This window comes from Nonomuraea sp. NPDC023979, from assembly GCF_040639085.1.
GTDB lineage: Bacteria > Actinomycetota > Actinomycetes > Streptosporangiales > Streptosporangiaceae > Nonomuraea > Nonomuraea ceibae.
This window is the reverse complement of the sequence record NZ_JBEZZG010000029.1, coordinates 60,671-86,349: the sequence shown is the minus strand read 5'-3', so window position 1 is coordinate 86,349 and position 25,679 is coordinate 60,671. Positions and strand designations below refer to the sequence as shown.

Annotated in this window: 27 protein-coding genes; 18 read left to right on the top strand and 9 right to left on the bottom strand. The window is 71.8% G+C overall.

Translation table 11 applies throughout. The annotated features are described in order from the left end of the window. The first annotated feature begins 18 nt into the window (after positions 1-18). Together AB0G11_RS36675 and AB0G11_RS36670 are read left to right on the top strand one after the other, a co-directional pair. Positions 19-777, top strand: coding sequence for an SDR family NAD(P)-dependent oxidoreductase (locus AB0G11_RS36675; protein ID WP_357591285.1), 759 nt, complete (start codon positions 19-21; stop codon positions 775-777). Between the two features lie 75 nt (positions 778-852). Next, positions 853-1,647, top strand: a complete 795-nt coding sequence (locus AB0G11_RS36670; protein ID WP_357591284.1) for an alpha/beta fold hydrolase — start codon at positions 853-855, stop codon at positions 1,645-1,647. Here the strand turns inward: AB0G11_RS36670 and AB0G11_RS36665 are convergent. The 3 genes from AB0G11_RS36665 to mce all read right to left on the bottom strand — a co-directional run bounded on the left by AB0G11_RS36665 (position 1,607) and on the right by mce (position 4,755). Further along, positions 1,607-2,716, bottom strand: coding sequence for an AI-2E family transporter (locus tag AB0G11_RS36665; protein ID WP_219505814.1), 1,110 nt, complete (start codon positions 2,714-2,716; stop codon positions 1,607-1,609). The two genes, AB0G11_RS36670 and AB0G11_RS36665, sit on opposite strands and share 41 nt — an antisense overlap. A 125-nt stretch (positions 2,717-2,841) precedes the next feature. Continuing rightward, complete coding sequence (locus tag AB0G11_RS36660) at positions 2,842-4,140, bottom strand: DivIVA domain-containing protein (RefSeq protein ID WP_357591283.1); 1,299 nt, start codon at positions 4,138-4,140, stop codon at positions 2,842-2,844. Between the two features lie 192 nt (positions 4,141-4,332). Then, positions 4,333-4,755 carry a methylmalonyl-CoA epimerase gene (gene mce, locus AB0G11_RS36655; protein ID WP_219505802.1) on the bottom strand — a complete coding sequence of 141 codons (423 nt, stop codon included), beginning with the start codon at positions 4,753-4,755 and terminating at the stop codon, positions 4,333-4,335. Between the two features lie 82 nt (positions 4,756-4,837). Between mce and AB0G11_RS36650 the strand changes: the two genes are divergently transcribed. Then, positions 4,838-6,037, top strand: a complete 1,200-nt coding sequence (locus AB0G11_RS36650) for an acetyl-CoA C-acetyltransferase (protein WP_357591282.1) — start codon at positions 4,838-4,840, stop codon at positions 6,035-6,037. Between the two features lie 165 nt (positions 6,038-6,202). On the opposite strand, the gene AB0G11_RS36645 is transcribed toward AB0G11_RS36650, so the two are convergent. The 3 genes from AB0G11_RS36645 to AB0G11_RS36635 form a co-directional block, all read right to left on the bottom strand. Further along, on the bottom strand, positions 6,203-6,355 hold the full coding sequence (locus AB0G11_RS36645; RefSeq protein ID WP_357591281.1) for a hypothetical protein: 153 nt from the start codon (positions 6,353-6,355) through the stop codon (positions 6,203-6,205). A 144-nt stretch (positions 6,356-6,499) separates the two neighbouring features. Beyond that, positions 6,500-7,171 carry a DUF4230 domain-containing protein gene (locus AB0G11_RS36640; RefSeq protein ID WP_357591280.1) on the bottom strand — a complete coding sequence of 224 codons (672 nt, stop codon included), beginning with the start codon at positions 7,169-7,171 and terminating at the stop codon, positions 6,500-6,502. Positions 7,172-7,198: 27 nt separating this feature from the next. Further along, positions 7,199-8,569 carry a hypothetical protein gene (locus AB0G11_RS36635; RefSeq protein ID WP_219505795.1) on the bottom strand — a complete coding sequence of 457 codons (1,371 nt, stop codon included), beginning with the start codon at positions 8,567-8,569 and terminating at the stop codon, positions 7,199-7,201. A 229-nt stretch (positions 8,570-8,798) separates the two neighbouring features. Here AB0G11_RS36635 and AB0G11_RS36630 point away from each other — a divergent pair, with 229 nt between their 5' ends. The 4 genes from AB0G11_RS36630 to AB0G11_RS36615 are packed head-to-tail and all read left to right on the top strand — an operon-like array spanning position 8,799 to position 12,377. Beyond that, a complete protein-coding gene (locus AB0G11_RS36630; RefSeq protein WP_219505794.1) occupies positions 8,799-9,350 on the top strand; it encodes a MarR family transcriptional regulator in 552 nt (183 codons plus the stop codon). After that, positions 9,334-10,272 carry a tetratricopeptide repeat protein gene (locus AB0G11_RS36625; RefSeq protein WP_357591279.1) on the top strand — a complete coding sequence of 313 codons (939 nt, stop codon included), beginning with the start codon at positions 9,334-9,336 and terminating at the stop codon, positions 10,270-10,272. Before AB0G11_RS36630 ends, AB0G11_RS36625 begins: the two co-directional genes overlap by 17 nt. A gap of 9 nt (positions 10,273-10,281) precedes the next feature. After that, complete coding sequence (locus AB0G11_RS36620) at positions 10,282-10,911, top strand: cytidylate kinase-like family protein (RefSeq protein WP_219505789.1); 630 nt, start codon at positions 10,282-10,284, stop codon at positions 10,909-10,911. A 56-nt stretch (positions 10,912-10,967) separates the two neighbouring features. Then, positions 10,968-12,377, top strand: coding sequence for an NAD-dependent malic enzyme (locus tag AB0G11_RS36615; RefSeq protein ID WP_219505787.1), 1,410 nt, complete (start codon positions 10,968-10,970; stop codon positions 12,375-12,377). Positions 12,378-12,509: 132 nt separating this feature from the next. On the opposite strand, the gene AB0G11_RS36610 is transcribed toward AB0G11_RS36615, so the two are convergent. Further along, positions 12,510-13,880, bottom strand: a complete 1,371-nt coding sequence (locus AB0G11_RS36610; RefSeq protein WP_357591278.1) for an MFS transporter — start codon at positions 13,878-13,880, stop codon at positions 12,510-12,512. Between the two features lie 135 nt (positions 13,881-14,015). On the opposite strand from AB0G11_RS36610, the gene AB0G11_RS36605 reads away from it, so the two are divergent. Then, positions 14,016-14,681, top strand: a complete 666-nt coding sequence (locus AB0G11_RS36605) for a TetR/AcrR family transcriptional regulator (protein ID WP_357591277.1) — start codon at positions 14,016-14,018, stop codon at positions 14,679-14,681. Here AB0G11_RS36605 and AB0G11_RS36600 read toward each other — a convergent pair. Beyond that, entirely contained in the window at positions 14,629-15,135 is a 507-nt protein-coding gene (locus AB0G11_RS36600) for a hypothetical protein (protein ID WP_219505783.1), read from the bottom strand. The genes AB0G11_RS36605 and AB0G11_RS36600 overlap by 53 nt on opposite strands. A 113-nt stretch (positions 15,136-15,248) precedes the next feature. Between AB0G11_RS36600 and AB0G11_RS36595 the strand changes: the two genes are divergently transcribed. Then, complete coding sequence (locus AB0G11_RS36595) at positions 15,249-15,827, top strand: YqgE/AlgH family protein (protein ID WP_219505781.1); 579 nt, start codon at positions 15,249-15,251, stop codon at positions 15,825-15,827. Here AB0G11_RS36595 and AB0G11_RS36590 read toward each other — a convergent pair. Then, positions 15,824-16,432, bottom strand: coding sequence for a TetR family transcriptional regulator (locus AB0G11_RS36590; protein WP_357591276.1), 609 nt, complete (start codon positions 16,430-16,432; stop codon positions 15,824-15,826). The genes AB0G11_RS36595 and AB0G11_RS36590 overlap by 4 nt on opposite strands. A gap of 156 nt (positions 16,433-16,588) precedes the next feature. On the opposite strand from AB0G11_RS36590, the gene AB0G11_RS36585 reads away from it, so the two are divergent. The 9 genes from AB0G11_RS36585 (at position 16,589) to AB0G11_RS36545 (ending at position 25,569) form a co-directional block, all read left to right on the top strand. Further along, complete coding sequence (locus AB0G11_RS36585; protein ID WP_219505770.1) at positions 16,589-18,181, top strand: DHA2 family efflux MFS transporter permease subunit; 1,593 nt, start codon at positions 16,589-16,591, stop codon at positions 18,179-18,181. Positions 18,182-18,276: 95 nt separating this feature from the next. After that, positions 18,277-18,534: a DUF3039 domain-containing protein gene (locus AB0G11_RS36580; RefSeq protein WP_219505768.1), complete on the top strand. Its 258-nt coding sequence runs from the start codon at positions 18,277-18,279 to the stop codon at positions 18,532-18,534. A 77-nt stretch (positions 18,535-18,611) separates the two neighbouring features. Beyond that, a complete protein-coding gene (locus tag AB0G11_RS36575) occupies positions 18,612-19,490 on the top strand; it encodes a zinc metalloprotease (RefSeq protein ID WP_357591275.1) in 879 nt (292 codons plus the stop codon). Next, positions 19,487-20,881 carry an MFS transporter gene (locus AB0G11_RS36570; protein ID WP_219505764.1) on the top strand — a complete coding sequence of 465 codons (1,395 nt, stop codon included), beginning with the start codon at positions 19,487-19,489 and terminating at the stop codon, positions 20,879-20,881. Before AB0G11_RS36575 ends, AB0G11_RS36570 begins: the two co-directional genes overlap by 4 nt. 83 nt (positions 20,882-20,964) lie before the next feature. Beyond that, entirely contained in the window at positions 20,965-21,861 is an 897-nt protein-coding gene (locus AB0G11_RS36565) for a hypothetical protein (protein WP_357591274.1), read from the top strand. A 34-nt stretch (positions 21,862-21,895) separates the two neighbouring features. Continuing rightward, a complete protein-coding gene (locus AB0G11_RS36560; RefSeq protein ID WP_308125784.1) occupies positions 21,896-23,644 on the top strand; it encodes a DEAD/DEAH box helicase in 1,749 nt (582 codons plus the stop codon). 160 nt (positions 23,645-23,804) lie between these two features. Then, entirely contained in the window at positions 23,805-24,176 is a 372-nt protein-coding gene (locus AB0G11_RS36555) for an anti-sigma factor antagonist (protein ID WP_219505759.1), read from the top strand. 81 nt (positions 24,177-24,257) lie between these two features. Continuing rightward, positions 24,258-24,833: an RNA polymerase sigma factor gene (locus AB0G11_RS36550; RefSeq protein ID WP_308125783.1), complete on the top strand. Its 576-nt coding sequence runs from the start codon at positions 24,258-24,260 to the stop codon at positions 24,831-24,833. Then, the gene (locus AB0G11_RS36545) at positions 24,826-25,569 is read left to right on the top strand and encodes a hypothetical protein (protein WP_357591273.1); all 744 of its coding nucleotides are present in this window, start codon (positions 24,826-24,828) and stop codon (positions 25,567-25,569) included. Before AB0G11_RS36550 ends, AB0G11_RS36545 begins: the two co-directional genes overlap by 8 nt. Positions 25,570-25,679: the final 110 nt, after the last annotated feature.

Below are 25,679 nucleotides of genomic sequence, written 5' to 3'. Positions count from 1 at the left end.
CCCGAGCGAGGAGGCACGATGGGCGCGTTTGCCCTCGACGGTAAGAAGGCCCTGGTCACCGGGGCGTCCAAGGGGATCGGCAAGGCCATCGCGCTCGCCTACGCCGAGGCGGGCGCGGACGTGGCGCTGGTCTCACGCAACGCCGAGTCGCTGGCCGGGGTCGCCAAGGAGGTCGAGGCGCACGGCCGGCGGGCCGTCGTCATCCCCGCCGACCTGACCAGCAGGGAGGCGGCCGGCGAGGCCGTCACCCGGGCCGTCGACGGGCTCGGCCACCTCGACGTCGTGGTCAACAACGCGGGCGGCTCCAACTTCCTCGTCGAGTTCAAGGACCTGCGGCTGTCGGGCTGGGACAAGATCATGCGGCTCAACCTCGACTCCGCCATGGCCGTCTGCCACGCTGCCGCGCCCCACCTGCTCGGGCGCGGCAGCGGGTCCGTCATCAACGTCGCCTCCGTCGCCGCGCTCGGCGCCCCCTTCCTGGCCCCGTACGCCGCCGCGAAGGCCGGGCTGGTCGCGCTCACCAAGACGCTCGCGCTCGAATGGGCGCAGGCCGGGGTGCGGGTCAACGCGCTGTGCCCCGGCTGGACCGCCACCGACCTCAACCGCAACCTGTGGGAGGACGAGGCCAGCAACCAGGCCACGGTGGCGGGCGTGCCGATGCGGCGCTGGGGGACCCCCGAGGAGATGGCCCAGCCCGCCGTCTTCCTCGCCGCCCCGGCCAGCGCGTACGTGACCGGACAGGTGCTGTTCGTCGACGGTGGCGCGACAGCCGCGTAAACCGGTCAGGTAAATCCGGTATATCGGTCTATCGGGCGGAGTGATTGTCGCGGGGAACGAGGCTACCTTGTGTGAGTGCAGCTCTACACGAGATCAGCCGGGACCGGGCTCCCGGTCGTCCTGCTCCACGCGTTCCCGCTCTCGTCGGCCATGTGGCTGGCGCAACGGGAAGGGCTGGCCGGCTCCTGCCGCGTCATCACCCCCGACCTGCGCGGCTTCGGCGGATCACGCCTCGGCGACGACGAGCCGTCGGTCGAGGTGATGGCCGACGACGTCGCCCGCGTGCTCGACGCCGAAGGCATCGACCGGGCCGTGGTCGGCGGACTGTCGATGGGCGGCTACGTCACGATGGCCTTCTGCCGCCGCCACCCCGACCGGTTGCTCGGCGTCATCCTGGCCAGCACCAAGGCCGGGCCCGACACCGAGCCCGTCCGCGACAACCGCGAGCGCATCGCCCAGGCAGTCCTCGCCGACGGCAACGACGTGCTCGTCACCGACGTGCTGCCCACCCTCATCGGGCCCACCACCCGCCAGCGCAGGGCGATGGTGTTCGGGCGCGTCAAGGGCCTCGTGCAGTCGGCCCCGCCCCAGGCCGTCGCCTGGGCCCAGCGGGCGATGGCCGCCCGGCCCGACTCCTTCGACACGCTCGGCGCGCTCAAGGTGCCGACGCTCGTGCTCGTCGGCGAGGAGGACGAGCTCGCGCCGCTGCCCGAAGGCGAGGCCATGGCCAGGGCCGTGCCCGACAGCCGCGTCGAGGTCATCCCCAAGGCCGGCCACCTGACCGCCGTCGAGCAGCCCGAGGCGTTCAACGCGGCGGTCGAGCGCTTCCTCAGCTCCGAGCTTGCCTCGGGATCACGACCTCGCGAATGATCAGCGCGATCGCCGCCGCCACCGGGATCGCCAGCAACGCGCCCACGATCCCCAGCAGCGCCCCGCCGAACAGCGCGGCGATCACCGTCACCGCCGGCGTCACGTTCACCGACTGCTTCATGATCCGCGGGTAGATCAGGTAGTTCTCCACCTGCTGGTAGATCAGGAAGAAGATCGCGCACGCGATGCCGGCGGGCACCGAGCCGAGCAACGCCACGCTCGTCACCACCACGGCCCCGATCGTGGCGCCCACCAGCGGGATCAGGTCGGTCAGCGCCACGATCAACGACAGCGCCAGCGCGTACTCGACCCCGGCGATCGACAGGAAGATCCACGTGATCACGCCCGCGATCACCGAGATGAGCACGTTGCCCGCCACGTAACCGCCGATCCCCGCGAGAATCTGCTCGCTGATCGCGCTCGTGCGCTCCCGCCGCGACGCCGGCACCAGCTTGAGCAGATACGCCTTGATCGTGTGCAGCGAGCCCAGGAAGTAGAGCATGAGCACCAGCAGCGTCACCGTCGTGAACAGCCCGTCGAGCACCACCAGCCCCGCGCCCACGACCCCGCTCGCCAGCGACGCCGCCAGCGTGCCCGTCACGAACGAGGCGAGCTGCTGCAGGATCTGATAGTCGGCCTCCAGCGCCCGCACCGTCGGATGCGCCCGCAACTCGGCGACATACCCCGGCACCGCCTGGACGAAATCGGACAACTGCTGGCTGACCGGCGGCACCACCGCCAGGCCGAACAGCGTGAACGCCACGATCACCGCCGCGAACACGATCGAGATCGCCCACCGCCTGGCCATCCCGCGCCGCTGCAACGCCTCCACCGCCGGGTTGAGCCCCACCGCCAGGAACATCGCCACGATCACCAGGATGATCGTGCTCAGCGAGCTGACGACCATCTGCGCCAGCCCGATCGCCGTCAGCACCCCCAGCCCGCCCACCAGCCCGAACAGGAACGGCCCCCGGGCCAGCGGCTTGCCCGGCAGCCCGTACGGCGGCGGTGGCGGCGCCGGCGGGCTGTCGTCGGCGGCGGGCTTCGGGGACTCGACGTCAGTCGTCACCGGGCGGGCTCCTGCGGAGGCGGGGGCGTGAACAGAAAGAGAGCCTAGCGACCTTCGCGGTCGCCAGGCTCTCTCCGGCTGCCAGATCAGCCCCCGTGCATGTCGCCCATGTCAGCTCGTCGTGGCTACTCCTGCCACCACTCGGCGTCGTCCTCGGACTTGGTCTCCGCCTTGGCCGTGGCCGGAGCCGGGGCCGGACGCTCCTCGACCGGGTCGGGCGCCGGAGCGGCGATCGCCGGCTTCGGCGGGGCCGCGGTGACCGCGGGCTCCGGCTCCAGGCCCGGCAGGGCCGCGCCGCCCAGGAGCTGACGCAGCTGGGCCAGGTGGCTGGTGATGCTGTCACGCTGCCGGGTCAGCTCGTCGACCTGACGCTGCATCGACGTGCGGGTGCGCTCGGCCTCGTTCTTGGCCTCGGTGACGATCGTCTCGGCGCTGCTCTTGGCGTCGGCGACGATCTGCTCCGAGCTCTTACGGGCATTGGCGACCAGCTGCTTGGCGTGCAGATCGGCCTCGCGGCGGGTCTGGTCGGCCTGCTGTGTCGCCTTCGTGGCCCGGGACTCCGCCGTCGCGGCGCGCTGCTCGGCCTCCGCGACCAGCTTCTGCGTCGCCGCCTGCGTGGTGGCGTGGCGCTCGGCCTCCTGGCGCTCCGCCTCCTCGCGGCGCGACGCCAGCTGGATCTCGAACTCCGCCTCGTCCTGCGCCCGCTTGGCCTCCGACTCCTCCAGCACGCGCTGTGCCTGCGCGCGCATCTCGTCGGCCTGACGCTTGGCGGTGGTCAGCACCTCGTCACGCTCACGCTTGGTCGAGGCGCGCAGCTGCGCGACCTCCCGCTCCGTGGTCGTGCGCAGCTTGGCGATCTCGCGCTCGGCGTCGGCCCGCTTCTCCGCCACCTCGTGGTCGGCGGTCGCGCGCAGCTTGGCGACCTCCCGCTCGGTCGTGGCGGTCAGCTCGTCGGCCTCCCGGCGGGCCGTCGAACGGATCTCCTCGGCATCCCGCTCGGCGCTGGTGCGCATCTCCTCGCTCTCGCGAGTGGCCTGCGCCCGCTTGTCGGCCGCCTCGGCCTCGGCGGCGGCCCGCAGATCGGCGGCCTCCACCTTGGCGGCGGCCTTGATCTCGTTGGCCTCCGCCCTGGCCGCCTGCACGAGCTCGGTGGCCTGCTCCTCGGCCAGCCGCAAGAGCTGCTCGATGCGCGCGCCCAGACCGGAGTAGGTGGGACGCTCCTGCTCCTGGAGCTGGCGCTGGGAGTCGGACAGATCGCGCTGCAGGCCGGAGACCTGCTCGCGGGCCTGCCGCAACTCGGCGTCGAGCTGCTTCAGATGATCGTGCACCTGGTGCCGGTCATAACCGCGGAGCACGACGTCGAACTCGCGGGCTGGGGCATCCTCGAAGAAGTTGTTGAGCTGGGCGTCGATGTCGGACTGCATGGAGGCTCGATCCTGGGTTGTCGAGACGGCTACACGGGCCGGACGGGGGGTTCGGGGCACCCGAGCCAGGAGCCTGTGCCTCGCGGCAGGCTCCTCGTCCGGTGGAAAGCCAGCGTACTCCGCACTTGCCGCGTGCGAAGCCCCGTCCAGGTTTCTGCGTGACTAGTTACAAATGAACGATTTTTGCGTTAGCTAGGGCCTAGTCGCCTGAACCAACTCCGTGAGCATTCCTCCAACATCCTTGGGGTGCAGGAACGCGATCTGCGACCCCATCGAGCCATGCCTGGGACGCTCGTCGAGCAACCGGACGCCCCTGTTACCGATCTTACCCATCGCCTCGGCGACGTCCGGAACCCCGAACGCCACGTGGTGCACTCCCTCACCCCGCTTGGCCAGGAATTTCCCGACCGGCGAATCGGGCGAGAGCGGCTCCAGCAGCTGGATGTAGGAGCCCCCGCCCTCGCCGTCGGCGACGTGCAGCATGGCCTCCTTGACGCCCTGCTCCTCGTTGACCTCCCGCGCCACGACGGTCAGCTCGAACGTCTCGGCGAACAGCCGGATCTTCTCCTCGAGGTCGTGACAGGCGATCCCGATGTGGTCGATACGCATGAACATGTGTGGCCAACCTCCATAGCGGACACCCGGCGATGCGTGGGTATCGTGTCAAAGAATCCACCGTGCGCACAGGAGGCCCGCCATGTCTGGTTCCGTCATCGTCGCCGGAGCTCGCACCCCAATCGGCAAGCTGCTAGGCGCCCTGTCCGGGCTGTCGGCCGTGGAGCTCGGGGGGATCGCCATCAAGGCGGCCCTGGAGCGGGCCGGGGTGTCGCCGGAGGACGTGGAGTACGTGATCATGGGGCAGGTGCTCCAGGCGGGGGCGGGGCAGATCCCGTCACGCCAGGCGGCGGTCAAGGCGGGCATCCCGATGACCGTGCCGTCCGTCACGATCAACAAGGTGTGCCTGTCGGGGCTGGACGCCATCGCGCTGGCCGACCAGCTGATCCGCGCCGGTGAGTTCGACGTGGTCGTGGCCGGTGGCATGGAGTCGATGACCAACGCGCCGCACCTGCTGCCGGGCCTGCGCAAGGGCGTCAAGTACGGGGGTTCGCAGGTCGTCGACTCGATGGCGCACGACGGGCTGTTCTGCGCCTTCGACCAGTGCGCCATGGGCGAGTCGACCGAGCGGCACAATGCCAGGCTCGGCATCGGCCGCGAGGAGCAGGACGAGGTGTCGGCCCGTTCGCACCAGCTCGCCGCCGCGGCCGCCAAGAACGGCGCGTTCGAGTCGGAGATCGTGCCGGTGGAGATCCCGCAGCGGCGGGGCGAGCCGATCGTGGTGAAGGACGACGAGGGCGTGCGCGGCGACACCTCGGTCGAGGCGCTCGCGCGGCTGCGGCCGGCGTTCGCGGCCGACGGGACGATCACCGCCGGGTCGGCGTCGCAGATCTCCGACGGGGCGTGCGCGGTGGTCGTGATGTCCAAGGCCAAGGCCGAGGAGCTGGGGCTGCCCTGGCTGGCGGAGATCGGCAGGCACGGCAACGTCGCCGGGCCGGACGCCTCCCTGCAGTCGCAGCCGGCCAACGCCATCAAGCACGCCCTGGGCAAGCAGGGTCTCATGCCCGGCGACCTGTCGCTGGTGGAGATCAACGAGGCGTTCGCCAGCGTGGTCATCCAGTCGGCGAAGGAGCTCGGCGTGCCGAGGGAGATCGTCAACGTCAACGGCGGCGCGATCGCGCTCGGTCACCCCATCGGGGCGTCGGGGGCCCGCCTGGTGCTGACGCTGGCCCACGAGCTGAGGCGCCGGGGCGGCGGTCTCGGCGCGGCCGGGCTGTGCGGCGGCGGCGGTCAGGGCGACGCGCTGATCATCAACGTGCCCGCGCAGGACGTGTCCGAGTAGCGGGGCCGGGTCCCAGCAGCAGGACGCACCCATATAAGGGCGCATCCGTATATGTCGTGAGAAAAGGGGCGCCCCGCTCTCCAACCCAGGAGAGCGGGGCGCGGGTTCAGGGCGGTTGATGCGCCCGGCCGCGAGGGAGGTTGCGGCCGGGCGTTCTTGGGGCGGTCATGACGAGAGCAGGCGGGCGAAGACGGAGCGGTGGCGGCCCCCGCCGCGCTGCTCCTTGACGGCCTGACGGACCCTGCGGTGCTCGGCGGCGGCCTCGCGCAGCTCACGCGCGTGGTTCTGCATGACTACGTATTCGAACTCGGCGTTCATGGAGAGTGCTCCTTGGTTGTTGTTTCCCTGCACTCTCAAGAATGGTCCTAAGGCCCCGGGCGACACATCGGGCGGATGCCTTATCTGCCCCGGTCCGGGGGCCTAGAGGGTACTTAGGACGGCGCCGGGCACGGCGGGCACGGCCTAAGGCTCCCCGGCGTAGCTGACGGTGACCTTGGTGAAGCCCAGTGACCTGAGCAGGCCCTCCAGCATGGCGCGGGTGTTGGCGTCGGCGCGGCTGCGCAGGTCGCTGGCCACGGCCGCGTCGGCGATCTTCTTCTCCGCGAGCACGTACAGCTCCCGCTGGTCGCCGGGGGAGGACGACAGGAAGTCCTGGACCCGGTCGATCAGCCCGCGCTGCTGGGCGAAGACGTAGGAGCGGGTGTTGTCCAGGTTGGGCTTCTCCAACTGGGCGCGCGGCAGGCGCACGTCAGCCCGGGTGCGGTCCTCCGACACGGTGATGGCGTCCTTGGCCAGGGTGGAGAAGTCCACGTAGGCGTCGACGCTGCCCGCCCCCACGAACAGCGTGCGGCTGCCCTTGACCGCGTCCGGGAGGAAGTTGGCGTCCTTCTCCAGGTCCACCACGACCTGGAAGGAGCCGGTCGCGGCCTCGTACCGGCTCATGTCCTTGATGGACTGGAGCAGGGCCGGACCGGAGCGGTCGATCGCGCGCTCGCCGAGCGGGTTGAGCCAGGTCCAGGCCACGCGGCCGGCCACCACGAGCAGAACCGCCAGGACCAGCAGCCCGGCCAGATATCGCCACCTGCGGCGCCGCCGGGGGGTTGGCGCGGGCGGCGCCGTACGGGATGTCGTCATGCTGCTTGACTACCCGAGGAGAGATCATCAGTGCCACCCGTGGGGTGACATCTTCGGTCCCCAGCCCGGAGAGGCGCTCGGGTCGGGGTAGACCGGGTAGACCTGGGGGCTGCTCGCGGTGTCGGGCTCGGTGGCGACCGGGGTGGCCACCTGGACGGACGTGCCGGCCGGGCCGCCGCCGAAGTGGGTGGTCGACAGCTTGCAGGTCTGGAAGTCGCTGAAGAACATCCGCAGCCACTCGCGGCGCTGGTGCTCGTTGAGCCCGGAGAACCAGGCGGCGGCGTACTCGTGCTCCAGCAGCGGGCCGCCGGGCAGCGGCTCGCCGCGCAGCCACGCCATCACGATCTCCCGGTAGCCGTCGGCGGGTCGGCCGTGGCAGCGGGCGGCCAGCGCGTCGAGGTATTCGCGCGCGGCCTCGTCGGCGAAACCGGCCGACAGGTCGGGCAGGTGGATCGGCGCCAGCCCGGACGACGGCGTGAGCGGGTCGTCCAGCGGACGCTGCTCGACGCGGGTGAACGCGGCCGGCGTCTCGGCCAGGCGGGAGGCGATCTCGGTGAACGCCGCCCCCAGCTCGGTGAGCCCGGCGCGCATGCCGGGATGGACGCAGACCGTGATCGGCCACTCCTGGCAGCTGTAGGCGATCTCCTGGGCGGCGGCGGGCTTCGGCTCGGCCAGCACCCGCGCGACCCCGGTGCCCGCGAGCAGCACCGCGAGCAGCGCGAACGCCAGCACCAGCGCCTGCCGGGTCACCAGCGCCGCCCAGCCCAGCAGCAGCGCGCAGGTGACGCCCAGCAGCCAGATGATCTGGTTGAGGAAGATCGTCCCGCTGAGCCCCTGGAACAGGTCGTACGGCTCGCCCGTGCCCGGCGCCAGCCGGTCGGCCCAGCCCTCGCCGTCGGCCAGCCAGGTGAACAGCCCGTAGCAGGCCAGGCCGGCGATCGGCGGCGTGACCGCGTACGGCAGCACCCAGCCGGCCACCCACCCGATCACCGAGTAGAGCGCCAGCCCCGCCATGCCCATGCCGAGGCCCGACAGGCTCAGCCGCCCCGACTGCTCGGTCAGCACCGTCTTGACGGCCAGCACCAGCACGGTCGCGGCGAACGAGCCCAGCACCACCACCAGGATGGCCAGCGGCGCCCGCAGGGCTCGCCAGGTCGTCAGCTGCAGGCCGCGTGACGCCCGGCGCTTGCGCAGCGCCACCCAGGCGGCGAACGCGGCGGCGACGGGCCCGGTCAGCCGGAGCGATCCGATGACCGCGGCCACGATGTTCTCCCAGGCGTCGACGCCAGGGATCAGGACGCTCCACGCCGCGACCAGGCCGAGAGCGAGGAGCACGGCCACCGTGACGGCCGCGCTCTGTCTCAGCTCCTCCCGTGAAACGCCCCCGTGCTCACGCACCCTTGTCCCCGTTGAAGTTCATCAAAGCACCCCCCGTGCCCCGTAGGCGCGGCGAAGCGGTCAGGCCCGGCCGTCCCCACGGCTGATGGACTTGGCTTCCCCGTCACCATTCGATGCGAGAACCATAACTGAGCGTGATGATTGCCGCCCGGATTCTTGGCCAAGCGAAGAATCCGATCGCGCTCCGTAAGCGCACGAACCTGGACGAGCAGCGCGCTACCGTAGCGCTGTGTCGCAGCCCAAGCCCCTCAACCTGCCGTTCGATCCCATCGACCGTGCCGCGGAGTCCTGGCGCGCTCACTTCGGTCCCTCTTCCGCCATGGCCGCCGTCACGTCGATCATGAGAGCGCATCAGATCCTGCTGTCGCAACTTGACTCGCTCCTGAAGCCGTACGACTTGACCTTCGCCAGGTACGAGGCTCTGGTTCTCTTGACCTTCAGCCGGACCGGGGCGCTGCCGCTTTGGAAAATCGGGGAGCGGCTCATGGTCCACCCGACCAGCGTCACGAACACGGTTGACAGGCTCGAAAGGTCCGGCCTGGTCCGCCGCATGCCCAATCCGCGGGACGGCCGTGGTGTGCTCGCCGAGATCACCGAGGCGGGCCGTGACGTCGTGCGGCGCGCCACCGCCGAGCTCATGGGCGCCGACTTCGGCCTGGGCATGTACGGCGAGACCGAACTGCGGCAGATGTTCGAGCAGTTGCGCACGCTGCGGGTGGCGGCGGGTGACTTCTCCGGGCCGGACATGCGGCAAGATGAGGAGCATGGCGGACTTCTCTAGGCCCGGATCGCTCTACGGAGCCGTGGATCTGGGCGCGCGCAAGCAAGCCCTGGAATCGCAGGCCCGGCGGGAGGCGGCGGGTCCCCAGGGGGCCTCGCCGGCCTCGGTCGTGGACGTGACCGAGGAGACGTTCACGAGCGACGTCATCGACCGCTCGATGACCACGCCGGTCGTCCTCGACCTGTGGTCGCCGCGGGCGCCCGGCAGCGCCCAGCTCAGCCCCGTGCTGGAGAAGGTGGTCGGCGACGCCGGCGGCAAGGTGGTCCTGGCCCGGGTCAACGTCGACGCCAGCCCGCAGATCGCGCAGGCGCTGCGCGTGCAGGCGGTGCCGACGGTGCTGGCGATCTTCCAGGGGCAGGCCGTGACCGGCTTCCAGCAGGTGCTGCCCGAGCAGGAGGTGCAGCGCTGGCTCGACGAGCTGATGGGCGCGGTCGAGCAGTTCTACCAGGCCAACCCGGGCGCCCGGCCGCCGGCGGCGGAGCCGGGTGAGGAGGCGCCGCAGGCGCCCCCGGCCGACCCCGACCTGGTGGCCGCCGAGCAGGCCATCGACCAGGGCGACCTCGACGCGGCCGCGGCGGCCTACGAGCGGCTGCTGGCCCGCGCCCCCGGTAACGAGGACGCCAGGATGGGCCTGGCGGGCGTCAGCCTGATCAAGCGGACGGCCGACGCCGACCCGGCCGAGGTGCAGCGCAGGCTGGACGACCCGGCCGACATCGACGCCCAGCTCCTGGCGGCCGACCTGGAGATGCTGTCGGGCTCGGTCGACGAGGCGTTCAACCGGATCATCGCGGTGGTCAAGCGCACGTCCGGCGACGACCGTGACAAGGCCAGGCGGCATCTGCTGGGCCTGTTCGACGCGCTGCCGGCCGAGGATCCGTCTTTGGCGAAGGCGCGTAGAGCTTTGTCGAGCGCTCTGTTCTAACCTGGGGGTATGCGTGTAGTCACGCTCTCCGCGACCTACGGCACGGCCGGCAGCCACATCGGCCCGGCCGTGGCCGAGCGGCTGGGCGTGCCCTTCGTCGACCGTGCGATCCCCGGCGCCGTGGCCCAGGAGCTGGGCTGCACGCTGGAGGAGGCGCTCGCCCATGACGACCGGGCCGAGCGCGGCCTGGGCAGGCTGCTGTCGGGCGCGATGCGGCTGCCGACGGTCACGTTCGGCGGCGTCGACATGTACGTGCCCGGGGTGCTGCCGCACGCGCCGGAGGAGTTCGTCCGCCACACCGAGCGGGTGCTCACCGAGACCGCCCGCGACCAGGGCGGCGTCTTCCTGGGCCGGGCCGGGGCGGTGGTGCTGGCCGAGCACCCGGGAGCGCTGCACGTGCGGCTCGACGGCCCGATCGAGCGCCGCGTCCGGCAGACCGCCACGCTCGGCGAGCTGACCGAGCGCGAGGCGCGCAGGATCATCGAGGACAACGACCGGGCCCGCACCGCCTACGTGCGCCACTTCTATCGTGCCGACCCCGCCGACCCCCGGCTCTACCACCTGGTCGTCGACAGCACGGCGATCCCGGTGGCGGCCTGTGTCGACCTGATCGTGACAGCCGCGACGGCGCTCGCTTGACCAGTTGCCCCCTACCATGGGAGGACTTCTTGGTCAGGCGCGAAGGAGCGATTGACGTGGCGACCGTCCCGAGTGTGTCGTACTCCATCACCGTGCGGCTCGAGGTGCCGGCCGGCGGCAAGGCCGTCAGCCAGCTCACCCATGCCGTAGAGTCGGCCGGCGGGGTGGTCACCGCCCTCGACGTCACCAACGCGGGCCACGAGAAGCTCCGCATCGACGTCACGTGCGCGGCGCGCGACACCGACCACGCCCAGGCGATCGTCGACCAGCTCGAAGCGGTCGAGGGCGTCGTCATCCACAAGGTCTCCGACCGCACGTTCCTCATGCACCTCGGCGGCAAGATCGAGATGAAGTCGAAGGTGCCGCTGCGCAACCGCGACGAGCTCTCCATGGCCTACACGCCGGGCGTGGCCCGGGTGTCGATGGCGATCGCCCGCAACAAGGAGGACGCTCGCCGCCTGACCATCAAGCGCAACACGGTCGCCGTCGTCACCGACGGCTCGGCCGTGCTGGGGCTGGGCAACATCGGGCCGGAGGCCGCGCTGCCCGTGATGGAGGGCAAGGCGGCGCTGTTCAAGCGGTTCGCGGGCATCGACGCCTGGCCGATCTGCCTCGACACCCAGGACGTCGACGAGATCGTCCGCGCGGTGCAGCTCATCGCGCCGGGCTTCGGCGGCATCAACCTCGAGGACATCGGCGCGCCGCGCTGCTTCGAGGTGGAGCGGCGGCTGCGCGAGCTGCTCGACATCCCGGTCTTCCACGACGACCAGCACGGCACCGCGATCTGCGTGCTCGCCGCGCTGACCAACGCGCTGCGCGTGGTCGACAAGCGGATCGAGGACGTGCGCATCACGATGGCGGGCGCGGGCGCGGCGGGCAACGCCGTGCTGCGGCTGCTGCTGGCCTCGGGCGCCCGCAACGTGATCGTCTGCGACTATCTCGGCGCCGTCCACCAGGGCCGCGACGACCTCGACGACTCGCTGCGCTGGATCGCCGACCACACCAACGCCGAGGGCTACTCGGGCGACCTGCGCGGGGCGGTCAAGGGCGCCGACGTGTTCGTGGGGGTGTCGGCGCCGGGCATCCTGACCGGTGACGACATCGCCACGATGGCGCCGGGCGCCGTGGTGTTCGCGCTGGCCAACCCGGAGCCGGAGGTCTCTCCCGACGACGCCCGCGAGCACGCCGCGGTGGTGGCCACGGGGCGCTCCGACTACCCCAACCAGATCAACAACGTGCTGGCCTTCCCGGGTGTCTTCCGGGGGCTGCTCGACGCGCAGGCGACCGAGGTGACCTCGGAGATGCTGCTGGCCGCCGCCGGAGCACTGGCCGCCGTGGTCACGCCCGAGGAGCTGGGCCCCAACTACATCATCCCGAGCGTCTTCCACCCGGACGTGGCGAGCGCCGTGGCCGCCGCCGTCCGCGAGTCCGCCGGCGGCCGTGCCCGGGGCTTCACCGAGGCGTGACCGCAGCGGCGGCCCTCGCCGCCGACGCGTTCTCCCCGGTACGGGGCCCGTACCGGGGAGATGTCGTGACGAGGGCCGGTCGCGGGGTTCGCGGGCCGCGTCGGAAGCGGGGGAGAGCCCGTGATGGGGATGTCAGCGGGCCACGCGGATGAACGCGCCCGCCAGGGCGAGGGCGGCGTTGACCAGCACGGCGACGATCACGCCCTGGAGCACGCTGCCCATGGCGGCGGTGACCACGGCGCTCATGACCGGGATGCCCATGGTGATGCCGACCTGCTGGGTCATGGTGGCGAGGCCGGTGGCCAGGCCCTGCTCGGAGTCGGGCAGTCCGGAGGTGGCGGTGACCATGAAGGCCACGATCGCCACCATGTTGCCGATCCCGCCGGCGAAGGTGGCGGCCAGCAGCAGCCAGATCCAGCCGGGCGCGGTGCCGAGCAGGGCGAGCGACGCGGTGGCCGCGGCCTGGAGGGCGAAGCCGGTGGCCAGCGCCTTGCGGAGCCCGACGCGGGCCAGCACGCGCGGGGCGAGCACGCCGCCGACGACGGTGCCGAGCCCGAGCACGCCGAACGCCAGGCCGGTGGCCAGCGCCGAGTAGCCGAGCACCTTCTGCAGGTAGAGCGTCATGAGGAAGACGAGCGAGGTCTCGGTGGCGAAGGCGAGCAGGCCGGCCAGGTTGCCCCATTTGATGCTGGGGCGGGCCAGGACGGCGACCGGCACGAGGGGCGCGACGGCGCGCTTCTCGGCGAACCAGAAGGCGACGAGCAGCACCGCTCCGGCGGCCAGCCCGGCGAGCGCGACCGGGTCGGCGAAGCCGTGCTCGCCGGCGCGGGTGAGGCCGTAGACGAGGGCGAGCAGGCCGCCGGTCACCGTGACGGCGCCGAGCACGTCCATGCGGGGGCGGCGGTCGGGCCGGCTCTCGGCCAGCACGACGGGCGCGGCCACCAGGACGGCCAGCGCGACGGGCACGTTGACGTAGAACGCCCAGCGCCAGCTCAGCAGCTCGGTCAGCAGGCCGCCGAGGATCGCGCCGGAGGTGAACCCGGCCGACATCAGCGCGCCGTTCAGCCCGAGCGCCCTGGCGCGCAGCGGCCCTTCGGGGAAGGACGTGGTGAGCAGCGACAGCCCGGCGGGCGTGACCACGGCGGTGGCGAGCCCCTGGGCGACGCGGGCGGCGAGCAGCATGCCGGGCGAGGTGGCGAGCCCGCCGGCCAGCGACGACAGGCCGAGCAGCGCCATCCCGGCCAGGAAGAGCCGGCGGCGTCCGAACAGGTCGGCGATCCGCCCGAACAGCAGCGTGAACCCGGCGGCGGCCAGCGCGAACGTGGTGGCCACCCACTGCAGGTCGGCGAGGCCGAACCCGAGTCCGGCGCCGATCACCGGGAGCGCCACGTTCAGAATGGAGAAGTCAACAGCGAGCATGAACTGGGAGCCCAGCAGCAGCACGAGGACCAAGCGCTGCCGGGAGCTCATCCGATCGGTCACCCGCTCATCGAGCACAGTCACGTCATCCCCCTTAACGGGTAATCTGTTCCATTAGGATGGCGTGACCTTAACACATGAGGAGAATTAATGGAACAAGGGTCCCGTTTGGCGGGAACGGTCCGTCCTGGCGGCCGTACGGCGAAGGTGCGCGCGGCAGTGTTGCAGGCAACCCAGGACGAGCTGGTCGAACGCGGCTTCCACGGCCTCAACATGGAGCAGGTGGCCACCAGGGCAGGCATCGGAAAGACCACTATCTACCGCCGCTGGGGCACCACGGCCGGGCTGGTCACGGAGCTCATGACCGAGCTGGCCGCCCAGTCCTCGCCGCCGCCCGACACGGGCAGCATCCAGGGCGATCTGGAGGCCAACGCGATCAGCGTGATGGAGGCCGTCAACGACCCGCGCCTCGGCGCGACCTTCCAGGCCGTGATTGCGGCCGCCACCTGTGACGAGGGCGCCGCCGCGGCGCTGCGCGCCTTCTACGGCCGCCGCATCGCGGAGTGGGCGACGGTGGCCGACCAGGCGATCGCGCGCGGCGACCTGCCGCCCGGCACCGACGGCCAGGAGCTCATCAAGGCCGTCTCCGCGCCGCTCTATTACCGCCTGGTGGTGACGCGCGAGCCGGTCGACCGCGAGGCCGCGGTGCGCGCCGTGACCGTCGCCCTGATCGCGGCCCGGGCCGGCGCCTTCGTCACCGGCCCCGCCGCAGCGGGCGTCGGCGCGGATCCGGGCGTGCCCGGCCTCGGTGTGGAGCCCGCCGTTCCCGGCGTCAGTACGGGTCCCGCCGCGACCGGGGCCACAGCGACCCGTACCACCAGATGATCCCGCCGGTGAGCACCATGCCGCCGGCGGTGGCGAGCTTGCCCATCAGGTCCACCGGAGGCCCCGTGAAGGGCAGGTGACGCCGGCCGCCGGGGCAGTCGTTACGCACCCGCGTGGAGTCGATCAGGGTGTCGGGGTGGCTCTCGCTGACCGAGTACGCCTCGATCTCGACGCTGCCGCCGTGCCGGATCCGCACGTGCCGGGTGATCGCCTTGCGCGCGGGGATGGAGCCCGTCGCCACGGTCGCGGAGTCGGCGCGCAGGTCGAACCGGGCGAGCTGGCGGGTCTGGTTGCGCAGCGTCACGCGTACGGTGCCGGCCCGGCAGCCGATGCGGTCGACGCTCATCGTGAAGGGGTCGCCGGTGTCGGGCTTCGGCCAGGCGGGCGCCGCCGCAGGAGGGAAGAGCATGAGACCCAGGAGCAGTCCCAGACCTGCCAGGGCGAGACGGCGCATGTGACCCTCCCGAGTTCGCGAACTTTGGTACCTACCGTGCCCATATGACTACGAAAAGTAACATCGCCGGACCGGGGGAGCGGGAAGGCCGGTTCACCCCTCATGATGGAGGTATGGCGGAGGCGATCTACGTCGGCGGTTTGTTGGTGGCGACGCCGCTCCTCGACGACCCCAACTTCCGGCGTAGCGTCGTGCTGATCCTCGAACACGACCTCGACGGCGGCACCCTCGGGGTGGTTCTCAACAGGCCGAGCGAGATCTCGGTGACGCAGGTCCTGCCCGTGTGGGACCCGCTGGTGACCGGCCCGCCGGTGCTGTTCGAGGGCGGCCCGGTGCAGACCGACAGCGCGCTGGCGCTCGCGGCGGTGCCGAGCGGGGAGGAGCCGCTGGGCTGGCGCCGCCTCCACGCGGGCACGCCGGCGGTGTCACGGCTGGGCACGGTCGACCTGGACGCGCCGCCGGAGATCCTCCAGGGCGAGATCGCCCAGATGCGGATCTTCGCCGGTTACGCGGGCTGGACGTCGGGTCAGCTCGAGAGCGAGATCGCCGAGGGCGCCTGGTACGTCGTCGACTCCGAGGCGGGCGACACCTTCCACACCGACCCGGGCTCGCTCTGGCGTCACGTGCTGCGGCGGCAGCCGGGCGAGCTGGCCTTCGTCGCCACGTGCCCGGACGACCCGACGATGAACTAGGCGTCCCAGCCGGGCCGCAGCGAGCGTTCCACGACCTGGAGGGTCTGCTCGACGCGGCGCACCATGAGCTTGAGGTCGAGGACGTCCGACGCGCAGCCGTAGTCGACGCGCATGGGCGACATCGCGAACGCCACGACCAGCGCCGGGACGGGGCCGGCGTCGAGGGTGACGCCCATCCGGGCGGCGACCGCCTCGGCCAGGCGGAGCTCGCTCTCCATGCCCCGGGCGATCGTGAAGGCGACGAGGTTGGGGTTGTCGTCGAGGACGCGCCGCAGTTTGAGGAACCTCTCGGTGTCGGCGGTCGTCGACTGCTCCATCTCGCGCAGCACCGCGCGCACGGCGTGGGTCATCGCGGTGAACGGCGGCTCGTCGGGCGGCCTGGCGGCCAGCGTCTCCAGCATCGTCTCCTCGCCCTGGTCGTGATACCAGAGCAGCAGGTGGTCCTTGCTGGTGAAGTAGCGGAAGAAGGTGCGGGAGGAGACGTCGACCGCCCCCGCGATCTGCTCCACGGTGGTCGAGTCGTACCCTTGTTCGAGGAACAGATCCAGTGCGGCGTCGAGCAGCGCGAGCCGCGTCTTCTCCTTCTTGCGTTCCCGCAGACCCACCGGCGTCACTCCCTCGAAACCTTCCTGTCACAGTATGACACAAGTCAGGATGCGACGAATAAAACTCATTTGTCATCTGGCAGACTCTGACGTAGATTACCCGGGCTTATGAGACGTACGCCCCGGTGTGGGGCGGGATGTGTTTAGGGGGACTTCATGGCACAGACGAAGGTGGTAGAGGCGCCACCACCGGGGGAGAAGGCCGCCAATCCGTGGCTGGTGCTGCTCGCGGTCAGCCTCGGCGTCATCATGGTGATGCTCGACGGCACCGTGGTCGGCATCGCCAACCCGGTGATCCAGTCCGATCTGGGCGCCTCGCTCGCCGACCTGCAGTGGGTGACGAGCGGCTACCTGCTCGCGCTGGCGGTCTTCCTGATCACCGCGGGCAAGCTGGGTGACCTGTTCGGCCACAAGCGCGTGTTCCTCATCGGCGTCGCCGGCTTCGCGATCACCTCCGTGGGCATCGGCCTCAGCCAGCAGCTCGCCGACATCGTGCCCGGCGTCACCCCGGTCGGCGCGCTCATCGGGCTGCGCGTGCTGCAGGGCCTGTTCGGCGCGCTGCTGCAGCCCGCCGCGCTGGCGCTGCTGCGCAACGCCTTCCCCGGCGAGAAGCTCAACCAGGCGATGGGCGCGTGGGGCGCGATCATCGGCCTGTCCAGCGCCGCCGGCCCGATCGTGGGCGGCCTGCTGGTCCAGGACCAGGGCTGGGAGTCGGTCTTCTTCATCAACGCCCCGGTGGGCGTCATCGCCCTCGTCATGGGCATCTTCCTGATCAAGGAGAGCCCGGTCAAGGTGCTCAACCGCATCGACTGGGGCGGCGTGGTGCTGCTGTCGGGCGCGATGTTCGCGCTCGTGTGGACCATCATCAAGGCGCCCGAGTGGGGCTGGGGCGACTCCACGACGCTGGGCTTCATGGGCGCGTTCGCGGTGCTGATCGCCGCGTTCATCTTCTGGCAGAGCCGGGCCCGGCAGCCGCTGGTGCCGCTGTCGCTGTTCACCAACGCCTCGATCTCCATCGGCACCGTGCTGATGATGATGGTCGCGTTCGCGATGTTCGGCGCGATGTTCTTCCTGGGCTTCTTCTTCCAGGGTGTGCACGGCCTGAGCCCGCTGGACGCCGGCCTGCGCATGCTGCCGATGAGCGCCGGCATGATCGTCGCCTCGCCACTGGCCGGCATGATGATCGGCAAGCTCGGACCGAAGATCACGATGGCGTCCGGCCTGGTGGTCACCGCCGGCGCGATGTTCCTGATGTCCCGCCTCAGCATGGACGCCTCGTTCCTGGAGAGCGCGATCCCGTTCGTGGTGCTGGCCTTCGGCCTCTCGCCGGTCTTCGTCGGCGCCACCGAGGTCATCGTGGGCAACGCGCCCGTCGAGCTCAGCGGCGTCGCGGGCGGCCTGCAGCAGTCGGCCATGCAGGTCGGCGGCGCGCTCGGCACCGCGATCCTGGGCGCCGTCATGGCCGGTGAGATCTCCGACAAGCTGCCCGGCTATCTCGGCCCGGCCGCCGCGAGCATCCCGCCGGACCAACTCGGGTTGCTGGAGAAGGCGGCCGCGTTCGGCGGCCTGCCGGCGGGCACGCCCGAGCAGCTCGTGCAGGTCGTGGGCCCGGCCGTGAACAGCGCGTTCATGGACGGGATGCACCTGGCCTTCCTGGTCAGCACCGGCATCGCGCTGCTCACCGCGGTCCTGGCCCTGTTCGTCAAGGCCGGCCGCAAGACCGAGGGCGCGCCGGTCCACGTCGGCTGACGCACTCTCCCGTACGGCTCCCTTCCCTCCGGGGACGGGAGCCGTATCGCTGTTCACGAGCGGGAGCGGTCGGCGGCGGGAATAGACTCGATGGGGTGAGCACGAAGATCCTTCCAGAGCAGGACACCCGTCCGCAGACCTCGCACGGCGACGGCGACCACGAGCGGTTCGCCCACTACGCCGACAAGCACAAGATCACCGAATCCATGGTGACGGGCACGCCGATCCGCGCGCTGTGCGGCAAGATCTGGGTGCCCAGCCGCGATCCCAAGAAATATCCGGTCTGCCCGGAGTGCAAGGAGATCTACGAGGGCCTGCCGTCCGGTGGCGGCGAGGGTGACGACAAGCAGTGAGTGTTGCTGACCGGTGATCGCCCACGGGAGGGCTACGGTTCGTATCCGGACCGCCCCCTACCGTAACGGGAGATCACATGACCCGGCGCGCCGCCGTCCTGATCGTCTGCGTGCTCGCGGCCGGGTTCACGCCGCCGGCCTCGCCGGCGGCGGCGTCGAGCTGCCTGCGCGCGGCCGGTCATCCGCGCTCGCCCGAGCCGCGCGCGCCCAAGCCGGGTGACGTGGCGGCGGTCACCGCCGAGCTCGCCCAGCGGCTGCGCGGCGTCAGGACGCCCGCCCGGATCACGGTGCCGACCTGGGTGCACGTCATCACCGACGGCGCCGCCAAGGCCACCACCAAGGCGGTCAAGGCGCAGATCGCGACGCTCAACGCCGCCTACGCGGGCCGGCTCGGCGGGGCCGACACCGGCGTCAGCTTCCGCCTCGACGGCATCGCCGTCACCCGCGACGCCGCCTGGTTCACCGCGCCGATCGCGCACGAGCGCGCCATGAAGACGTCGCTGCGCAAGGGCGGGCCCGAGACGCTCAACCTCTACCTCGCCCAGCCCGGCGACCTGGTGCTCGGCTTCTCCTCCTACCCCTACTGGTACGAGTCCCAGCCCCGGCTCGACGGCGTGGTGATCGACTGGCGCGGCCTGCCCGGCGGCACGCTCGACGGCTACGACCAGGGCTACACCGGCGTGCACGAGATCGGCCACTGGCTGGGCCTGTTCCACACCTTCGAGAACGGCTGCGAGGAGCCCGGCGACGGCGTGGCCGACACCCCCGCGCAGGCCGGGCCGACCGAGGGCTGCCCGGTGGAGCAGGACACCTGCGCGGCGCCGGGCCTCGACGGCGTGCACAACTTCATGGACTACGCGCAGGACCGGTGCATGCGCGAGTTCACCGCGGGCCAGGGCCTGCGTATGCGCCAGATGTGGGCGGCATACCGGGTGCGCCCTACGATGTCCGGGTGACAGCACCAAACGCACTAGATGCCCCTCACGAGATCCCCCGCATCTTCAGCCATCCGTACCGGGTGGCGACCGTGGGCATCCTCCTCGTCGTCACCCTGATCGCCTTCGAGGGCATGTCGGTCGGTGTGGTCATGCCGCAGGTCGCCGCCGACCTCGACGCGCAGGAGATCTACGGGGTCAGCTTCTCGGCCTTCCTCATCGCCAGCCTGTTCGCCAACGTGGTCGCCGGCCTGTGGTCGGACCGGCGGGGCTACGCGCTGCCGTTCGTCGCGGGCGTAGTGCTGTTCGTGGTCGGCATGGGCATGGCCGGGGCCGCCGTGAACGAGATGCTGTTCCTCGTGTCCCGGGCCGTGCAGGGCCTGGGCGCCGGGGCGTCGATCGTGGCCCTCTACGTGATGATCGCCCGGGTCTATCCCGCCGTGATGCGGCCCCGCGTGTTCGCCGCGCTGTCGGCCGCCTGGGTCGTGCCCGCCATGGTCGGCCCCGCCGTCGCCGGCTTCGTGGGCGACACCTGGGGCTGGCGCTGGGTGTTCTACGGCATCATCCCGCTCGTGCTGCCCGCCCTGGTCATGCTCGTCCCGGCGCTCAAGAGGCGTCCCTCCGACGAGGAGACCTCGCCCGGCGAGGGGCCGCGCTCGCGGCCCGTGGCCATGACCGTCGCCGCCTCCGCCTCCGCCCTGGGCGCCGGCGTGCTCCTGTACGGCGTCGACACGGTGCACAAGGCCGCCCTGATCGGCGGCCTCGCGTGCGCCGGCGGGCTGGCCCTGCTGCTGTACGGGCTCGTCAGGCTGCTGCCGCAGGGCGCGCTGCGGTTCGGTCGCGGGCTGCCGACCACGGTGATGATGCGCGGCCTGTTCTCCGCCGCGTTCTTCGGGGTGAACGGCTTCATCCCGCTGGCCCTGCACGACGTGAAGGGGTTCGAGACCGGCGCCGCCGGCCTCGCGCTCACCACCGGCGCACTCGGCTGGTCGGCGGGCTCGTACCTGCAGAGCAGGCGCACCGCCGAGCCGCACCGGCGGATCAGGTTCGGCGCGGCCTGCGTGACCGTGGGCATCGCGCTGTCGGTCCTGGCGGTGCTGCCCGGCGTCACCGGCTGGATCGCGGTGCCGGCCTGGGTGGTGGCCGGGTTCGGCATGGGGCTCGGGCTGACCACGGTCAACGTCACCGCGCTCAAACAGTCGCCGGTCAGCGAGCAGGGCGCCAACAGCGCGGCCCTGTCGGTCACCGACATGCTGGGCTCCGCGCTCACGCTGGGCATCGGCGGCGCGCTGGTGAACCTCATCGGGCACGGCCCGGCCGAGCTCGTGTGGGGGTTCGCGGTGATCTGCGGGCTCATGGCGGCCATCGCGGTCGCCGCCCTGCTGCTGTCCTCACGGGTCGCGGCAAGGTGATTCTGCCCCTTCCGCCACAGCGATCACGGAACGCCTGAAGCCCCGCGCCCTGCGGTGATACGACTGCGGCACGAGGAGGTGCCATGGAGCGTGATCACCGCAGGCGGCCCTACGGCGGCGGGCACGGGGGCGGGCACGGCGGCAGGCGCGGAGGCGAGCCGGAGGAGCTGTGGGACCCGGCCGCCCGCGCCGCCACGCGCGGCCTCGAACCCGAGGAGCCGGTCGGCCAGGCGTGGGACTCCCTGCCGCCCTCCGCCCGCCTCTACGGCGCTCCGGCCGCCCCAGGCGGCCCCCGGGTCCGGCGCAGCGCCCTGCGCCGCGTGTGGGCCCTCCTGCGGGGCCTGGCGGGAGGCCGGTGGGGCCGCGCCGTGCTGGGCGCGGCCGTGGCCGTGGCGGCGGTGGCCGGGCTGACCGCCGTCGTGCTGCGGATCACCGCGCCGGGCGGCGCGGGGGCGCCGCTCACCGACACCATCGCCGGGGTGCGGCTGGCGCTGCCCGCCGGATGGCAGGAGGGCAAGGTGCCGCCCGTCACCGGGTTCACCTCGGTCGCCAGGGCGCCCGGCGGGGGCGCGCTCGTCATGGCCAGACCGGTCACCGGCGCGCCGGCCGACCCCGCCGGGGCGGTCAAGGAGGCGGCCGAGCGCTACTCCGAGCTGCTCCTGAAGGGCGACCGGGTGACCGTCGTCGCCGACGAGCCGCTCGCCCTCGGGCACACCAGGGCGCTGCGGGCCGAGTACGACGACGTGGTGAACCGGCCCGCCTACCTGCGCGTGACACTCGTCACCGAGAACGGCAGATCGGCGCTGCTCGTCGGCCTGCTCCAGCCCGAGGACGAGACGGGCAGGCAGGTCGTGGACACCGTGCTCGCCAGCGTGCGATATGCCGCGACCCGCCCATACCACTCCTGGGGCGGCTTGGCCAGGATCGACGATGCACGGCACGTCTTGTCGGTGAGCCCGATTACTCTTGGGTCACTGTGAGAGAGCGAAGCACACGAACCCCAGAGGTGATGCGGTGAGCACGTTCGCCGCATCCCACCTGTCGCCTTCCTATCCGGACCGGGCCGCGTGGGGCACCGCCCCCAAGCTCCGGGCCTGGCAGCAGCAGGCGTTCGACCTGTATTTCAGGCGCGAGCCGCGTGACTTCCTCACCGTGGCCACCCCCGGAGCGGGCAAGACCACCTACGCCCTGCGCATCGCCAGCGAGCTGATCGCCAACGGCGTGATCCGGGCGATCACCATCGTCACGCCCACCGAGCACCTCAAGCGCCAGTGGGCCGACGCCGCCGGCAAGGTCGGCATCAGCATCGACCCCGAGTTCAAGAACAGCCAGGGCGCCACCAGCCGCGACTACCTGGGCGTCGCCGTCACCTACGCCCAGGTCGCCATGCACCCGGCGCTGCACCGGGCGCGCACCGAGGCTCGCAAGACCCTCGTCATCTTCGACGAGATCCACCACGCGGGCGACGCCAAGTCGTGGGGCGACGGCGTGCGCGAGGCGTTCGAGCCCGCCACCCGCAGGCTCCAGCTCACCGGCACACCGTTCCGCTCCGACGACAGCCCGATCCCGTTCGTCACCTACGAGGAGGACGCCGACGGCGCCAAGCGCAGCGTCTCGGACTACTCCTACGGCTACGGCCCGGCGCTCGACGACGGCGTCGTGCGGCCGGTCATCTTCCTGGCCTACTCCGGCGAGATGAAGTGGCGCACCAGGGCCGGCGACGAGCTGGCCGCCACGCTCGGCACCCCGCTCACCAAGGACCAGCTCTCCCAGGCGTGGCGGGCCGCGCTCGACCCCAAGGGCGACTGGATCCGCCAGGTCATGCAGGCCGCCGACCGGCGCCTGACCGAGGTGCGGCGCGGCGTGCCCGACGCCGGCGGGCTGGTCATCGCCACCGACCACGAGACGGCCCGCGCCTACGCCCGCCACCTGCGCTCGATCAGCGGCGAGGGCGCCACGGTCGTGCTCTCCGACGACCCCGGCGCGTCCAAGAAGATCAAGCAGTTCGCCGCGTCCGGCGACCGCTGGCTGGTCGCGGTCCGCATGGTGTCCGAGGGCGTCGACATCCCCCGCCTGTGCGTGGGCGTCTACGCCACCTCGACCTCGACCCCGCTGTTCTTCGCCCAGGCCGTCGGCCGGTTCGTGCGGGCCCGCAAGCGCGGCGAGACGGCCTCGGTGTTCCTGCCGTCGGTGCCGACGCTCATGGGCCTGGCCAACGAGATGGAGGTCGAGCGCGACCACGTGCTCAACCGCAGGCCGCCCGAGGACGGCCTGGACGACAGCCTCCTGGAGGACGCCAACCGCAAGAAGGACAACCCCGACGTCCTGGGCGACGAGCTGCCGTTCGAGACCATGGAGACGTCGGCGACGTTCGACCGGGTCCTGTTCGACGGCGGCGAGTTCGGCACCGGCGCGGAGATCGGCTCCGCCGAGGAGGAGGACTTCATCGGCCTGCCCGGCCTGCTGGAGCCCGACCAGGTCGCCACGCTGCTGCGCAAGCGCCAGTCCGAGCAGCAGGCCGCCAAGCGCGCCCAGCCCGCCGAGCGGGCTCCCGCGCTGGCCCCGCACGAGCAGATCGCCGAGCTCAGGCGCGAGCTCAACGGCCTCGTCGGCGCCTGGAACCATCGCACCGGCCAGCCCCATGGCGTCATCCACTCCGAGCTGCGCCGCGCCTGCGGCGGCCCGGCCATCGCCCAGGCGACGGCCGAGCAGATCCAGGAGCGCATCGACAAGATCCGCCAGTGGGCCACCCAGCGCCGCTGAGCGCCCGCCAGGTCAGTTGACGGTCACCGGCCCCGGCCGGTGACCGTCACGCTGCGCGACTCTGTTCGTTTGGCGACAGAGTCGTGACCTTCCGTTAGAGCACGTACGGATGAGGCAACACTGACCTTGGCCGCCTTGGGAGATGAGAAGGACGTTGCCGATGTCGTCTGAGGCCACGGGAAAGTCACTGCTGAGCGTCTCTTCCGGCCTCTCGCGCAACGCCGTCATCGTCCGGCTCGACGGCGAGGTCGACGGCGACGCCGTGCTCATCCTGCGCGACCACCTGGAGCGCGTGTGGGAGATCGCGCCCACCCCCTACCTCATCATCGACCTGGCCGGGGTCGGCTTCTGCGACTCGATCGGCCTCAACGAGCTCGTCGACATCATGCACCGGTGCGAGGCCCGCGGCACCCGCCTGCTGCTCGGCGGCGTGCAGGGCGTCATGGCCCGCGTCCTCTACATCACCGGGCTGCGCAACGCCTTCGAGGTCTTCGACACCTACGAAGAGGCGCTGCGCCACGCGAACTCGTGAGAACCCGTCTTCCTCGTCCGGGTGATAGCAGGTGACGACACCCGACGAAAGGGGGCGAGTTTGATCACGGACACTGCACGCGTGTCCACCGACGCCGAGGTGATCCAACGCTCCAGGCAGGAACCGGCGGCCTTCTCCACCCTGTTCGACCGGCACGCTCCGGCCCTGCACCGCTACGTCACCCGGCGTCTGGGCGACTCGCTCGCCGACGACGTCGTCGCCGACACGTTCCTGGCCGCCTTCCGGCGGCGCGACCGCTACGACCTGAGCCACGCCGACGCGCGGCCCTGGCTGTACGGCATCGCCGCCAACCTCGTCGGCAAGCACCGCCGCGCCGAGGTCCGCGCCTACCAGGCGCTCGCCAGGACCGGCGTCGACGAGGTGGCCGAGAGCTACGCCGAGCGCGTCGAGTCACGGGTGTCGGCCTCCGCCGCGCACCGCGACCTCGCCCGCGCGCTCGCCGCCCTCACCCCGGACGAGCGGGACGTGCTGCTCATGATCGCCTGGGCGGACCTCGGCTACGAGGAGGTGGCCGTGGCGCTCGGCATCCCGGTGGGGACCGTGCGGTCCCGGCTGCACCGGGCCAGGAAGAAGACCCGTGCCGCGCTGGGCGGCACGGACCCGACCCAGATCGCCGAGGAGGCAGACCATGGATGACCTGCGGTTGCTCCAGGAGATGCGCGCCGACGCCCCCGAGCCCGCCGCCGACCGCCTGACCCGCATGCGGGCCACGGTGATGGACACGGCAATGAATGGCGCTCCCGCGCAGCCGTACGAACCGCTGGCGGCGGGCGCCGACGGCTCGGCACGCGCCACGCTGGCCCGGCGCACGCCGCGCCGCCGCCTGCGCAGGGTGGGCGCCGCGCTGGCGGGGGCCGCGGCGGCCGCCGTCGCGGCCGTCACCCTGTACGGGACGACGGCGACACCGGCGTTCGCGGTGGACAAGCAGGCCGACGGGACCGTCGAGGTGTGGATCAACGAGTTCCGCGACCCCGGCGACCTGGAGGCCGAGCTCGCCGCGGCAGGGGTCAAGGCCGTCGTGGATTACCTGCCCGCCGGCCAGACGTGCAAGGAGCCCAGGGGCGCGCACCCCGCGCCGGGCGGCCGGCTGGAGACGACGATCGGCAGCGAGCGGGGCGGCATCTCCTTCTCGGTCACCGCCGGCCAGATCAAGGACGGGCAGACGCTCGTGCTCGCGGCCGGCGTCGACCGGGACGACCCGGGCAAGCCGCCCACCTCGATGTCGCTGACCGTCGTGGACGGTGAGGTCGCGCCGTGCGAGCCGGTGGCCATGCCGGAGCCCACCGCCCCGGCCCTGCCGGGCGAGCAGGGGGTCCGCTCCGGCACCGGAGGCGAGGACGACGGTCCGAGCCTGAACAGCGTGACCGAGTGACCCCCCGGACCGGGGGGGCCCCCCGGGGGCGCCCGGGCGCCGGGTGGGGGGGCCCCACGGGGGGGGGGTGCGCCGGGGCCCCGGGGGCACCCCCCGGGGGGGGGGTTGGG

Coding starts and splice junctions, on each gene's coding strand:
- AB0G11_RS36675 (WP_357591285.1), top strand. CDS start 19: ATGGGCGCGTTTGCCCTCGACGGTAAGAAGGCCCTGGTCACCGGGGCG.
- AB0G11_RS36660 (WP_357591283.1), bottom strand. CDS start 4,140: ATGCAGTCCGACATCGACGCCCAGCTCAACAACTTCTTCGAGGATGCC.
- mce (WP_219505802.1), bottom strand. CDS start 4,755: ATGTTCATGCGTATCGACCACATCGGGATCGCCTGTCACGACCTCGAG.
- AB0G11_RS36650 (WP_357591282.1), top strand. CDS start 4,838: ATGTCTGGTTCCGTCATCGTCGCCGGAGCTCGCACCCCAATCGGCAAG.
- AB0G11_RS36645 (WP_357591281.1), bottom strand. CDS start 6,355: ATGAACGCCGAGTTCGAATACGTAGTCATGCAGAACCACGCGCGTGAG.
- AB0G11_RS36640 (WP_357591280.1), bottom strand. CDS start 7,171: ATGACGACATCCCGTACGGCGCCGCCCGCGCCAACCCCCCGGCGGCGC.
- AB0G11_RS36625 (WP_357591279.1), top strand. CDS start 9,334: ATGGCGGACTTCTCTAGGCCCGGATCGCTCTACGGAGCCGTGGATCTG.
- AB0G11_RS36620 (WP_219505789.1), top strand. CDS start 10,282: ATGCGTGTAGTCACGCTCTCCGCGACCTACGGCACGGCCGGCAGCCAC.
- AB0G11_RS36600 (WP_219505783.1), bottom strand. CDS start 15,135: ATGCGCCGTCTCGCCCTGGCAGGTCTGGGACTGCTCCTGGGTCTCATG.
- AB0G11_RS36595 (WP_219505781.1), top strand. CDS start 15,249: ATGGCGGAGGCGATCTACGTCGGCGGTTTGTTGGTGGCGACGCCGCTC.
- AB0G11_RS36585 (WP_219505770.1), top strand. CDS start 16,589: ATGGCACAGACGAAGGTGGTAGAGGCGCCACCACCGGGGGAGAAGGCC.
- AB0G11_RS36575 (WP_357591275.1), top strand. CDS start 18,612: ATGACCCGGCGCGCCGCCGTCCTGATCGTCTGCGTGCTCGCGGCCGGG.
- AB0G11_RS36565 (WP_357591274.1), top strand. CDS start 20,965: ATGGAGCGTGATCACCGCAGGCGGCCCTACGGCGGCGGGCACGGGGGC.
- AB0G11_RS36555 (WP_219505759.1), top strand. CDS start 23,805: ATGTCGTCTGAGGCCACGGGAAAGTCACTGCTGAGCGTCTCTTCCGGC.
- AB0G11_RS36545 (WP_357591273.1), top strand. CDS start 24,826: ATGGATGACCTGCGGTTGCTCCAGGAGATGCGCGCCGACGCCCCCGAG.